Origin of the sequence: Stieleria magnilauensis (genome assembly GCA_007753675.1) — a bacterium.
GTDB lineage: Bacteria > Planctomycetota > Planctomycetia > Pirellulales > Pirellulaceae > Stieleria > Stieleria magnilauensis.
Window position 1 is genome coordinate 4,942,839 of sequence record CP036432.1, and the last position, 12,845, is coordinate 4,955,683.

8 protein-coding genes are annotated in these 12,845 nt (G+C 57.5%); 5 read left to right on the top strand and 3 right to left on the bottom strand.

Features of this window, described 5'->3' with window-relative positions; translation table 11 throughout:
- Positions 1–16: 16 nt before the first annotated feature.
- Complete coding sequence (locus TBK1r_RS17370; protein WP_419581460.1) at positions 17–2,137, bottom strand: FG-GAP-like repeat-containing protein; 2,121 nt, start codon at positions 2,135–2,137, stop codon at positions 17–19.
- A gap of 263 nt (positions 2,138–2,400) precedes the next feature.
- Positions 2,401–5,421: a CRTAC1 family protein gene (locus tag TBK1r_RS17375; protein ID WP_419581461.1), complete on the bottom strand. Its 3,021-nt coding sequence runs from the start codon at positions 5,419–5,421 to the stop codon at positions 2,401–2,403.
- A gap of 624 nt (positions 5,422–6,045) precedes the next feature.
- On the opposite strand from TBK1r_RS17375, the gene TBK1r_RS17380 reads away from it, so the two are divergent.
- Positions 6,046–7,317 carry a DUF1559 domain-containing protein gene (locus TBK1r_RS17380; protein ID WP_145213178.1) on the top strand — a complete coding sequence of 424 codons (1,272 nt, stop codon included), beginning with the start codon at positions 6,046–6,048 and terminating at the stop codon, positions 7,315–7,317.
- 269 nt (positions 7,318–7,586) lie between these two features.
- Here the strand turns inward: TBK1r_RS17380 and TBK1r_RS17385 are convergent, their stop codons facing one another.
- Positions 7,587–9,050, bottom strand: coding sequence for an IS701 family transposase (locus tag TBK1r_RS17385; protein WP_145213181.1), 1,464 nt, complete (start codon positions 9,048–9,050; stop codon positions 7,587–7,589).
- Between the two features lie 124 nt (positions 9,051–9,174).
- Here TBK1r_RS17385 and TBK1r_RS17390 point away from each other — a divergent pair, with 124 nt between their 5' ends.
- The 4 genes from TBK1r_RS17390 to TBK1r_RS17405 all read left to right on the top strand — a co-directional run bounded on the left by TBK1r_RS17390 (position 9,175) and on the right by TBK1r_RS17405 (position 12,750).
- Positions 9,175–9,354 (top strand): hypothetical protein, encoded by a 180-nt coding sequence (locus TBK1r_RS17390; protein WP_145213184.1) that lies wholly within the window; start codon positions 9,175–9,177, stop codon positions 9,352–9,354.
- 125 nt (positions 9,355–9,479) lie between these two features.
- The gene (locus TBK1r_RS17395) at positions 9,480–10,610 is read left to right on the top strand and encodes a multiheme c-type cytochrome (protein ID WP_145213187.1); all 1,131 of its coding nucleotides are present in this window, start codon (positions 9,480–9,482) and stop codon (positions 10,608–10,610) included.
- A gap of 287 nt (positions 10,611–10,897) precedes the next feature.
- Complete coding sequence (locus tag TBK1r_RS17400; RefSeq protein WP_145213190.1) at positions 10,898–12,232, top strand: tetratricopeptide repeat protein; 1,335 nt, start codon at positions 10,898–10,900, stop codon at positions 12,230–12,232.
- 119 nt (positions 12,233–12,351) lie between these two features.
- Complete coding sequence (locus tag TBK1r_RS17405; RefSeq protein WP_145213194.1) at positions 12,352–12,750, top strand: DUF2784 domain-containing protein; 399 nt, start codon at positions 12,352–12,354, stop codon at positions 12,748–12,750.
- Positions 12,751–12,845 lie beyond the last annotated feature (95 nt).

Consider the following 12,845-nt stretch of genomic DNA (forward strand, 5'->3'; position numbering starts at 1 on the left):
CATTCAGCAGGAACCGTTAGGGCTGGCCATCGAGGTGGTGATGATGTGCATGGCCGGTCTCGGTGGTGGCGTCGCTGGAAAACGGCGCAGCTGTGTACGGAAGCGTTTCGAAGTCGGATCGGCCTTCGGTGATGCGGATGAACTGGCTGGCCTGCAAATCCTCAAAAACCTGCGTCTTGCCTGTCGTGGGCCAAAACACTTCCAGTCGCGTGATGCGATTGGACTGTCCCAGTCCGATGTGTTGACGCAGCGGGTTGCCACCAAAACTGCCGCCGCTGTTGACCCAACGATAGATCGAACGCTCCGTTGATCCGTCGCTGAGATCGACGCGGATGCGTGCCCCGATCGCGGCGGCGTTCGACTCGGTACCGACCAGCTTGACGACGATCCAGTGGTTGCCGAATCCAGGATTCTCGAACAACGCGTTTCCATACGCGTCGCCGGCGAACCAGCCGCCGAGTTCATGCAACACGTCCTGGTCTCCGTCGTGATCCAAATCGGCGAACGCGACTGCGTGGCCTTTCTGTAGATGCCCGAATCCGCCCGCGGTGGTCACGTTTGCAAACGATTCGCCGGCGACGTTGCGAAACATCTGATTGGGGACCAGCGCTTCGAAGTCTGGAAATCCGGTTCCCAGGTAAAAATCCAAGTAGCCGTCATTGTCCAGGTCGCCGAAATTGGAACCCATCGGTTGTGTCACCCGTCGCAAGTTTCTCTCCGCAGCGACTTCGGTGAACCCGCCCGCCCCGTCACCTTGGTACAGGCAATCCATTTCCGTACGATGGGGAAGATCCAGAAAGTCGGCGGCGATCGGGTCAACGCTTTGTGAAAAGCTTGCGACAAAGATGTCCAACGCACCGTCGTTGTTGTAGTCCCAAAACCAAAGCGGAAAACTCACGTTCGGCCCCGCGACGCCCAGTTCCGGAGCCACGTCGACGAAACGGCCGTTTCCCAGGTTGCGAAAAAGCCGATTCGGACCGTCTAAATTGGAAACGTACAGATCGGGAAACCGATCGCCATCGTAGTCGCCCCAGCAGACGCCCTTGGTGAATCCCAGATCGGCGACGCCGGCGTCCGTGCCGATTTCAACAAAGGTCCCATCGGAACGGTTCTGAAAGAGCTGGTTCGGAAAACCTTCGTTGCCGACGTACAAGTCCAGATCGCCATCGTTGTCGTAGTCGGCCCACGAGGCGGTTTGTGTGGGGAAGTTGTTGTCGGCCAAGCCGGCGTCAAACGTGACATCGCGAAAGTGGCCGTTGCCGTCGTTGCGCAACAGCGAATTGGGGTGGCGACCGGACTCGCCCAACCAACCGCCACGCAGAACGAACAGGTCGAGGTCCCCATCGTTATCAAAGTCTGTCTGCAGCAAGTTCAACCCACCGTAGATGCCCAACAGCCCGGCCTGTTCGGTCTGGTCAGAGAAACTCCCGTCGCCATCGTGATGGTACAAACGCAGTTGCCCGGCGGGACTCCAAGACGAGACGACGAGATCCAGAAGGCCGTCGCCATCAAAATCGTCCGCGATCGCTCCGCCGGCCAGACTGAAGGTGTTTAGCCCCAGTTCCGGGGCGCGGTCCACAAAGCGAGGAAACGTTTGTTCCGATTCAAATGCGTCGGGTGGGATCAGAAACGACTCGGGAACGTCATCGGGATAACGACCGATCGCCATGTAGGAAAGGTTCAACAACCAGCGCGAGGGCAAGTGATCCGGCCGCGTCTCAAGCACACGGTGAAAGTAGGCGATCGCCCGGAGCGTTTCTTCTTGATGGACATGAACTCCATCCTCTCGGATCGGAAAAATGCAGCTTCCCGCGGTGTGGGCATCGATGCAGTTGTCATTTTCTGCTTTTCGAAGATGCGATACTCCAATGGAAAAGAACAGTTTGTCAAACACACTTTGCGGCACCTCGGCCTGACGGAGCAGATTGAACGCCGCTTTCTGTTGTTGGATGCCCTGGGTCGTCTGCCCCAAAAAGACATTTTTGCTGCCGATTTCAAACAGCAGCGCCCCCCGCATCGCATACGCGTCGTCCGGTTGGACGTCGAGCTGGTTCTGAAAATCGATCAGGTCGGCATCTCCGAGAAAGAAGTTTTGTGTGGGGATGTCGGCTTTGATTTTCGCCAGGGTGTCGAGCATTCGATCATGCGAGTCTTGGGAAGCCAAATCCCCGCGATCGGAACCCGGAGAATCGTCCGATCGTGGCGAGTGGCAACCCGTTGAACAGATCAGTGTGACGATCAGTGCGACGATCGGTGTGACGATTAGTGCGTCTGCAACTGCTCGAATCGCAACCCAAACCATCGGCCGGGCCGCGTCCCTGGGAGATCGGCCCACGCGAGAATTGGTGCGGAGCGGTGTGGTCGTCCGGCGCATCGTCTGTTCCGCGTTTTGCATTGCGTTCACTTCTGTCCGCGAAAGAGTTTCGTTGCTGTGCCGTCGCCTTGGACGATCAAATAGTGGGCGTTGGTTGCCAGGGTGCCGATCTGATCGACCGAGGCATCGGCCCAGACGACGTGAACGTTGGTGACTTCACCGGACGTTCCGACGCCGGCTCGCAAGATGCGTTCGTTGCTACACATGTAGCCATTGCCGGACAGGCACCACAACGATCGGTCTTGACCGTCATGAGAGAAACGAACGATCGCACCGGTCGCATCTCGCGTGCAATCCCGACCGACCAATCGAATGGAGAGGTGACGGTTGGTGGTGGGCGTTTGGTTGATCAACAGCCGAGCCTGTTCGCGTGTGTGGGTGATCATCACGTCGTTGCGGTGGTCGCCATTGATGTCAACGGTCCAGAGCGCGCGGCCGACGTGGGGGCGTGAAAAATAGTCTCCCCAATCATCGTCGTCGAGCAACGCAAACGTGCCGTCGGTGTGACGATGAAATACCTGGAACGGCTGCTCGTAGGCATATTCACCATCATCAAACTCACCAATATGACCGTTCGTGACCACGATTTCGTCGCTCCCGTCATCATCCAGGTCGATCGCTTCGGTTCCAAAGCCGACCGTCGCCAAGGTCGGTTGCAGCAAGCCGACCACTCCGGTCCGGTCGCTCCAAAACCCCGGTGCGACTTGTTCGTAGTAAATGTTGTACTCATTGGCAAAACCGGTCACGTACAGGTCCAGATCGCCATCGCCGTCAAAGTCACTGGCCGCAATTCCCATGGAAGCTTGGGGCCGGGAGGCGGCGTCGACGGCAACGCCACGGGCGACTGCGGTTTGGTCCAATCGCACGGGCGATCCATCGGATTGCGTCGCGTCGGTTTGCGTTGCGGCTTGCGTCAACAATTCATTGGGCGACATGTCATTGGCAAAAAGAATCCCCAGCTTGTCCGGCAGCAGCATGCCCGCTAGCACCCCCATCGTTCGGCCGGGCGAGATGGGATCGGACAGCCGATCGGTTGCTTCGGAAAAACGGCCGTAAGCATCGGCCAAGTAGACTTGGTTTGCTTGGGCACGAAATCGCAGCGGATGACAGGTCCCCAGTGCGCCGGATTCGTTCGGGCAGGGTCGATCGGGGGCACCCGCGGTCGAGCAATAATTGCCGGTCACCAAGTCAGAGATGCCATCGCGGTTGATGTCCACGAACGCGGCACAGGTCGTCCACTCGGCCGTCGTTTCATCGTCGAAAAGATCATCACAATTGCTGAACGATCCGTCGCCGTTGTTTCGCAGCAGTCGATTGGCACCGAGGTTGGCGAAGAACAAATCGGGAAATCCGTCTTCGTTGAAATCGCCGACGCAACACCCCTGACCGAAGTCGGTGTAGGCGACCCCGGCCGGTATTGAGACCGGCAGCAGGCAGTCACCGTTGTTCCTGAGCAGTTGGTTCGGGTGCGAGTCGGATTGCAACATCTCTCCACCGGCCCCCATCACCACGACATCCGACCAGCCGTCAAGATCGTAGTCGATCGCGCCGCCGCCGACGCCCGTCGACCGCGTCAGAGCGCCGCGCCGACCGTCGTCTGGATCACTGCCGGCACCCATGCCGGTCAGGCCCCAGCGATCGCTTTCATCACCCAGACGAATAGAAACAGGCGGTGAAGCCGAGGGGACGCGCGCGAGTTGAGGATCCACGTCGATGTCGTCCGGCGCGGGTGTCATTGGCGTTGTCGCTGGCATCGGCAGATGTGACAGGTCGATGTCGAACTCAGGGTTCCAGGTCGTGGACTGCCAGCGTTGATCCTGCTTCAGTCGATCAATGATCTGTGTTCGGGTACCGGCCAGATCTGCAACCGTGTCGTCGGCAAGCGTCATGGCGACCGCCGCCCAGGCTTCTGCTTCCCAATTTCTGCCAAGGCGGGATAGCGATTTGGCGATCTCGACGGCAATCCGTTGACTCTTGTGTTCGCTCCAAGTGAATGCATTGAGATGTTTGTGCATCAACAACAGGTTCTGCACACGCTGGTCGATCTGATTTAGTTGGGCGTGCGAAACCGAATCAGAAAACTCGTCGGCCGAATTTTGAAGCATTCGCATCGATGTCGCCAATTGAGTCCACGCAACGCTGCTATTGGGATCGCGCCGTGTCGCTTCGTGAAACGCCCGCGCCGCGTGGGCGTGTTCGTCTTTGAATGCCCACCACGTGCCCAGGGCGAGCCAGTAGTCCACCTGGTCCTTACAATCCTTCGACGTGCGGGCGATCCAGGCCACCAATTCCGAATCAAGCTGTTGGGCCGCAAGGACAAACCCAAGTAGCGCTTGGGCCGGCGCAAATCCAGGATGTCGGTCAAGGATCTCGCGACAGACGCCCCGTGACGCTTCAAACTTTCGATTGTCCTTCAGATCGATCGCTTCTCCCAACCGAACTCGCCTGTCGTTGGGATTTCGCTCGATCATCCATTGCACCGTTTGAGTTGAAAACGTGCGGCTCTCGGCATCGGTCAACGCGACCAATAATTGCAGGTCAAAGTTGCGGTTGCGGATCAGCGTTTGGTAGTGTGGCTCGATCAACACATTGCGTTGGGCTTCTTTCAAGAAGCCGACCAATTTGACGCGTAGAGGATGATCGGATGGATTGGCTTGGACCGCATCTTGCAGCAAGTTGATCACGTCGTAGAGACGCCCCACGTCGATCAAGGCTTGGATCGCGTGCTCAACCCGCTGCGGATCGAAGTCGCTGTGCCGAGCGGCCTGGACCATCAGATCAGCCGCTTGCGACGTGCGCCCCGTCCTTGCCGCGATCACTGCGACTTCCGTGATCATCGCTGGATCGTCCGGGGCCAAAAGCAATGCTTGCGGGGCCTGTTCCCAAGCAACGTCCCAGTTGCGGTCTGAAACCGCGCGCCGCATCATCTCGATCGGATCGGACAACTGTTCCTGATTGTTGCCGACCTCGTGTTGAACCGGCTGATTTAGATCGGCGCCACACCCCGAGACCCAACTCAATGCGACGAGCAGACACCAACGTTGCATCGGCGCGAGATACGTTGAACGGTCGGGCGGCAACGTGTTGGACCCAAGTTTGCGGGCCAACTTCGCAATGACTCGGTGGCCAGAATGGAAGGGAGCTGTAGGAAGCGTCATGCCCAACGCGGCAAGTGGAGAGATGAATCGGCGGGACGTTCAGTCTAGCTCCAATCGCATCGAAATGGGGAACGGCAGAATGATTTAAAGTCGCAGAATGATAGAGGACAGAACAATGATCTGCCCACTCGTGATGAGTGAACACAAACACCGCCACTTATGGAGAACACTACAGACCCAGAGTGTGTGCAATGTATCGTTTGGGTTCATGAAATAACAAAAGCGGCATTTTATGCGGAACATTTCGGTCGCTGACGCGGTTCATTGCTCTACATGACTGATAGCAAACCCATCGATGGGCCAGCGAATCAGTTGCCCGCCTAGAAGCAATGCGTTCGCCCACCCAACAGGCATTGAAACTTTCCCTGCTTTAGGGAAGTGGTTCGGAATTTATCTACGTTCATTGATTGGTATTCAATTCGTTGAATGCGATTGGATCTAGAACGGACCACATTGAGCGTGAGGCTATTCGTCGGCGTTATCACTTCCTTCTTTGTTTCATTGGAGCACGAAATGGTCCGAACTCGCACAGCAGGTCGCCCTGCTGGTTTTACACTCGTTGAGTTATTGGTGGTCATCGCCATCATTGGGATCTTGGTGGGGCTTCTCTTGCCCGCGGTCCAGGCTGCACGAGAGGCCGCACGACGAATGAGTTGCAGCAACAATTTTAAGCAACTCGGTTTGGCAATTCACAATTACCATTCGGCATTCAAACAACTGCCTCCGTATGGTGGAGGCACGGGCAAAGGCCATGAGACGCCGCCGGCATGGTGGCGTGCGAGCAACACGGCCAATCGCAAAAGCCTCAGCATCTGGGTCCCGTTGACGCCTTATTTTGAGCAGCAAGGCCTGTGGGATCACATCTCCAACCGAAGCATCCAGACGGTGACCGGCGCCACGCCTCCCGGCCCTCTTAACTTCTGGCCGGAGATGGGGCCGAGCCCCAAGTCTTATTCGACGAATCCGGGATACATCCCCTGGCAGTCGGAGATCCCGACGTTGCGTTGTCCGAGCGACGGAGGAACGGGCCTGCCGGGACGTGGCCGCGTGAATTACGGTGCCTGCTTGGGCGAGGCACCGAAGAACCAGATCATGTCCCACTTTGACACCGCTCAGATGGTGCCCACGACCAATGCCGGCAATGCGAGGAACGCCAAAACACTGCACCGCGGCATGTTTGCCCCGTACTCAAAGTTCGCGTTTCGTGATGTAAAAGACGGACTGTCCAACACAATTGCGTGTGGAGAAATTGTTACCGACCAAGGCGACAAGGCGGTCAAAGGATCCATTTCGTGGGATGCGGGTGGCAATGGCGACCATCACTTCTTCAATCCGATGCACTGTGTCGATTCCAACGAGATCGATCCGGATCGGCCTCGATTCTGGTGTGACAGCCAAAGCACGGGTAACTGCACTCCGCCGGTCAGCGTTGTGGTCAATGAAACCAATGGTCGTGGGATGAGTTGGGCCTCGGCGTTTCGGACTTCGATTCAAGCCGTCTTTACCGTGCGTCCGCCCAACAGTGAACTCTGCATCGGACAGTGGGCCGACAACCTGGGCAACTTTTCACCCAGCAGTTTTCACCAAGGTGGTTGCCACGTGTTGATGGGCGATGGTGCGGTCACGTTCATCAGCGATTCGATCGAAGCCGGTGATCAACGGGCATCGGGAATCTGGTACGACCAGAACCAGTCCCGCCCCGGAGCGGAAAGCCCCTACGGCCTGTGGGGCGCGCTCGGCACCAAGGCTGCCAGTGAAGTGATCGACGAGCAACTGAACCAGTAAATCCTGAATCAGTACGCTTTATTGCAACGTCTGATTGTGAACATCGCGTCTCGTCCTCTTGAATAGGGGACGAGGCCGACAACGTCCTCGCGTGACAGTGATGTGGGCTTCCGGTCTGTCGTTGCATCGACAGGCTGGAATCCTATCCCGCTTCTGCCACCGCTGATCATTAGCAATCCGCGGTTTTCTCGAATATCAATTGTTTATTGTTTTATCTCCTTTGTTCTATAAACTGCACTTTAGGTGATTGACTGTAGCGTCGTCGATCGTCACGCCGCAAACGCGAGCAAGCGTTCGAATCGGTCGCGAATTTTTGTTTCGTCAGGAGCCAGATGCAGATCGTTCAAAAATTCAGAACGCAGCATTTCACGGGTGATTCGGCGACGGCGATCTGTGTGTGAGGGACGACGCGATGGATTGTCCCACGGTCGGTCACTGCGATCAACCAGCTGTTCGGCCGACAGGTCCCAACACTCCAATTCAACCAGGCTGTACATCCACCCGCACAAGTTCCAGCAGGCAATGCTAGACCAAACGTTTCGGACCTGCTGCTCGCCGGCACCCCAAATCTCCTTCACGTCGTGAAAGTGCTCTTCGATCGACCAACGGTCAGAGACCGTTTGCAAGATTGCCTCCACGCTCATCGTCGGATCGGTGCTGATGTACGCTGCCCAATTCCCACTGGCATGCTCCAACAAAACGACTCGAACCTGACCGCCCACGACCTTGCTGGTCGCGACGAACGTTTTGTAACGTCCCTCCGTCTGTACGCCTCGACAACAGTAGGTAATCGCTTTCCAGCCATCTCGGCGTCCAGCTCGCTTGGCCAAGCTGATTCGATTCTTGCCATACTTGCGAGGCCTACCGCGCTGCCCCGGTTTGTTCGCCGGCAGATCGAACAGCTTCGCATCGCGACGAAGCCGTGTGACTACTGTGGCACCTTCAGCGATCAACGGGCGCACAAGGTCCCTGGCCGCATACGCGCCATCGAACACAACAATGAATCTCGCTTTGCTGCCGAGCGCACGAAGCGTGCCAAAGACTTGCCGAAGCAACTCCATGGCGAGTTGGTGTTTGGTACGAAAGTCCCAGTCATATCGTTGTTTCAGCTTGTTGATGTCAACCTGCCGAACGTACAGTCGCGAGAGCAACGGCAACGCCATGACTCCGAACAGCGGATGGCTCAGGACCATTGCCAAGCAAACCCAGTTATGACCATAAAGCCAATCTCCGTCGCCAGGGCCGGGTGTCGGATTGTGGTGAATGTTAGCCGCTTCAACGTACGGCCCAAATCGCTTGGTGGGCGAATCATCGATGGCAAACGTCCAGTGACCGTTCTCGCCGGGATCGAACTTCTTGAAGATGAACATAACCAACGGCAGCATCAACGAGACAGTGTTTCTCCCGATCGATTGAAGCATCTCGTAGAACCGGTCCCAATCATCGTTAACGCCGCCGCAGCGAAACCAACTGGCGGCAGTGCGGCGACCACCGGCGAGCATCGCCCCGGCGATAACGATCGGCAACCGAAAGCCGATTCGTTTGTCAAGCAAGTCACTCATCGAAGCGACCAAAGTTGCGATCGTCCCGCTGAGCGGAATGCTTGCCGTTTTGGTTCGTCTGCGACTCGGATTCGGTGTGTCAAGCCTTCGCCGCTTGTCGTGCTGGGAAGGCGTGGATTTGCGAGAATGTTGAGCTTGCGGTGGTCTGCCGGAGCGTTTACGCTTAGCCATCCTTGGCCCTTTGAGATGTGGATTGGTGTGGTAACCTCCATTTTCTCTGAGGGCCTTTTTCGTGGCAATATCAATCGGTCTGCGATAACTTTTCGCCTAAAGTGCAGTCTATAAAGGTTCTTTGATGAGAAAGTATTTCTTTACATTGATTTGCATCTCCTGCTTGATTCCCGCTGTCGGCTGCGGAGGCTCCGGAGACACGGCGATTGTCGGACCGCCCGAGACAGAAGCGACCAGCGATGTTCCGGTTGAAGGCATGAGCGAGGAAGAGTACGCCAAAGCGATGCAACAGTCGGCGAGTTAATCGCTGCCACTGATTGTCTCGCATCACCCCTACCCGCTATCGTTGCCGGATTGCCTTGGTCAAACGGCCCGGGCAATCCGGGCAACGGGGTTGTCATTGGACCGCCCGTCTCGTTTTCGTTGCCAATGAATCGATTTGCCAATCACGCCCGCGTTGCGGTTCCTGGAGTCGTCGCGGGCCTGTGCATGTTGATGATGTTGTGCCCGTTCGAGACGTTCGATCGGGCTAGCGATCGTGCGATGGCTCAAGATGCTGTTGGAGCGACTGAGCCGACCTATGTCGGCAAACAGGTTTGCCGCGAATGCCACCCAGAGAATTTTGAACTGCATCGCCACTCCGGCCACGCCGATACGTTTGCGACAACGCTCGAATCGGAGATCGCGAAGAAGTATGCCGAGAAAGCGTTGGATGCCGGAGAGCCTTATGGCGTGTTCCAGTATCGGTTCGGACAAGACGGGCTACAGACTCGGCGGATGGCCGATTCAAATCAAGGTGCGTTCCCGCTTCAATACGTTCTCGGGTCTGGACGCAATGCGGTTACACTGCTGACGCTGATCGACGACAAAGGGGCAGATGTCGCCGGGGTCGAACACCGGATCTCTTGGTTCGGGTCTCATGGTGATTTCGGTTTGACACCGGGACACGCTGGCATGGTCCCGGGAAACACAACCGAAGTTTGGGGCAACGTCGTCCGTGGAAAGAGCGTCCAGCAATGCGTCTATTGCCACACGACCACGGGCACCGTTGTCGGTACGGAGATCGTCAATCTGGTTGCCGACGTGAACTGCGAAAAATGTCATGGCCCGGGCAGTGGGCATGTTCGCCAAGCAAGAGCATCGTCGTCACCGCCGCCGTATTCAGTGGGCCGCGAACAATGGGATTTGGAGTCGGAGTTGCAATTGTGTGGCGACTGTCATCGGTTGCCGCGCCACATCGATCCGCTCGCGCTCCGGGAATACACCAGCGAATTGCTTCGCTTTCAACCTGTCGGGCTGCTGAGGAGCGAATGCTACTTGGAATCCGAAGGCAATTTCATGTGTTCGACGTGCCATAACCCGCATCAAGATTCAAAGACCAAGTCAACGGCTGACTACGAACAGGATTGCCGGAATTGCCATCAACCGAATTCCGACGACCATGTCGCGTGCAGTGTGTCTCCGACGGACGGTTGTATCGAATGTCACATGCCGGCGAAAACGTTCGAGCAGGGGATGGTCTTTCACGATCATTGGATTCGCATTCGGAAGGAACCATGAAAACGCTGTCTGGAGGCGGTCTGTCTCAAGCATGCTGCCCATGGAGTTGGCCGAAATCGCTTCGACGAGACGCTTTGTTTGTCGCGACTTGTTTCGGTCTGCTGATTTGCCTTGGTGGTTGTGGTCACGAAAGTCGAGAAACGAACGGCGGCGTGTTTCACTCCGCTGCTTCGAATTCGAACGCTTCGACCGTCGCGGCTGAAATCCAGGTCCACGAACGACGGAGTCCTGAACCGAAGCCCTACGCTCGTCCGATCCTTGATGACGCCTCCACGGAGGAAGAACCGATGCCCGCTCCGGCGACTGCCCCTCCGACGGACACGCGGACAGATTCGCGGACAGATTCGCGGACAGATTCGCGAACAGATTCGCGGACAGATTCGCGGACAGATTCGCCGACAGATTCGCCGACGGATTCGCTGACGGATTCGCTGACGGATTCGCTGACGGCGGCCGAAGCGGGCAAGCTTGCTGCCGAAGCCTTGCGCACCGGTGACATCGACGCGGCCTACCAACACGCCAGGACCGCGATGTCCCAGACGCCCGAGGATCCGCAAGTGATCTTCTTGATGGCTCGTGTGCTGGGATTGCGCCACCGATTTCCCGAAGCGGTCCGGATGCTCGATCGGCTGGTGGTCTCGCATCCGGAAACCCGCTTGCCCGCCTTGGGACAGACGTCCGAGTGGCTTGTTCTGCACGGCGACTACGCGGGCGCCGAATCACGCTTGCGAAGTCTCTTGGATGAGGTGCCCCATGCCGCGATGGCCCATCGCGCGCTGGCAAACTTGCTGCTCGGTTTGGGAAGACGTCTCGAAGCGGCCGATCACCTTCGGACGCTTTGTCGCCAGGGGGACATCCAGGAATCGGAGTTGCTTTCCCTGTTGCAGGTCTCGACCCCGATCGTGGGAACACGCGTGATCGACCCCCTCAATGAGTTGGCCGAAGCGCTCGACTTGATCGCCGCGAACCAACTGCAAGAGGCACGTCGCGTGTTGCTTGAATCCTCGCGTCACGACGCCGATCACAACGCACTGCTCGGACGAGTCTTGGTGCTTCTACATGACACCGAAGGACTTGAAGAATGGAACCCGAACAACAACCTGGACCGCCGCGATCGCCAGACCTGGTTCGCCATGGGGGCACGGCATGCCTGGTCGGACGACCACGCATCCGCGACGCGTTGTTTTTGCGAAGTCGTGCTGCGAGATCCGACGGATGGTCAGGCGTATGAATTATTGAGTCGATCGCTGTCCGAATTGGGACAGGAAGAATCTTCGAACGCTGCGGCCGAGTGCGCCGAGCTGATCGCGCGGACCCAGGTCATCGCCGCCGCGTTGAAGCCATCGGCCAACCAGCGACTGGCTCAGATCGACGAGCTCGTGCAGATTCTTGAGCAACTGCGGCGTCATGACGAGGCACTGGCTTGGCGGTCCGTGCAAGTGCTGTACGGGCAATCGGTGCTCACCAAACAACAGGCGATCGAGCGGATGCGGCAGATCAATCAGCGTCGTGTGGAGCTTCGTCAATCCGGTAGATTTGGGCCCGGTGACTCGTTTGTCGTTTGTGGCGTGGAGCTGGAGGGGTTGCGGGAGACAGAGGTGGGGACAGTGGAGGCAGAATGATGGGGGGCCCCGAGTGAGGGATCAATCACTTGGGCGAAAAATCCGGGATTTTGCAATCCGTCTGCGTGGCGGTGTCGTCTGACTTTTGCACAGGTGGCTTCGAAACGGAGAGATGAAAGATGTATTACAAGCTATTAGCCGACCTGACCGTCGCGGTTCACTTCGGCTACGTGGCGTTCGTCGTCTTGGGGGTTCCGCTCACGATCCTCGGCGCATGGAGGGGTTGGGGTTGGGTGCGGAACCGCTGGTTTCGCGGCATTCATTTGACGATGATTTTGGTCGTCGTCTTGGAAGCCTGGGCGGGCGTGACGTGTCCGCTGACGACGCTAGAAAAGGACTTCCGAGCGGCCGCGGGAGGGCAGACGTACCAAGGCGACTTCATCGCCAATTGCCTGCACGACGCGATGTTCTTTGACCTGCAACCGTGGGCCTTCACGGTCGGTTACACGCTGTTCGGTGCGTTGGTCGTCGCCACACTGGTGCTCGTCCCGCCGCGCTGGCGAAGGCAACACGGCTGAAGGCAAGAACAGGTTGGTCAAAAAATGGGTTGGTCAAAAAATGACAGAGCGTGACGGCTCTTTGGCATGCTCAGCACGCCCGACGCAGTTGTCCC

Coding starts and splice junctions, on each gene's coding strand:
- TBK1r_RS17370 (WP_419581460.1), bottom strand. CDS start 2,137: ATGCTCGACACCCTGGCGAAAATCAAAGCCGACATCCCCACACAAAAC.
- TBK1r_RS17375 (WP_419581461.1), bottom strand. CDS start 5,421: ATGCAACGTTGGTGTCTGCTCGTCGCATTGAGTTGGGTCTCGGGGTGT.
- TBK1r_RS17380 (WP_145213178.1), top strand. CDS start 6,046: ATGGTCCGAACTCGCACAGCAGGTCGCCCTGCTGGTTTTACACTCGTT.
- TBK1r_RS17385 (WP_145213181.1), bottom strand. CDS start 9,050: ATGGCTAAGCGTAAACGCTCCGGCAGACCACCGCAAGCTCAACATTCT.
- TBK1r_RS17390 (WP_145213184.1), top strand. CDS start 9,175: ATGAGAAAGTATTTCTTTACATTGATTTGCATCTCCTGCTTGATTCCC.
- TBK1r_RS17395 (WP_145213187.1), top strand. CDS start 9,480: ATGAATCGATTTGCCAATCACGCCCGCGTTGCGGTTCCTGGAGTCGTC.
- TBK1r_RS17400 (WP_145213190.1), top strand. CDS start 10,898: ATGCCCGCTCCGGCGACTGCCCCTCCGACGGACACGCGGACAGATTCG.
- TBK1r_RS17405 (WP_145213194.1), top strand. CDS start 12,352: ATGTATTACAAGCTATTAGCCGACCTGACCGTCGCGGTTCACTTCGGC.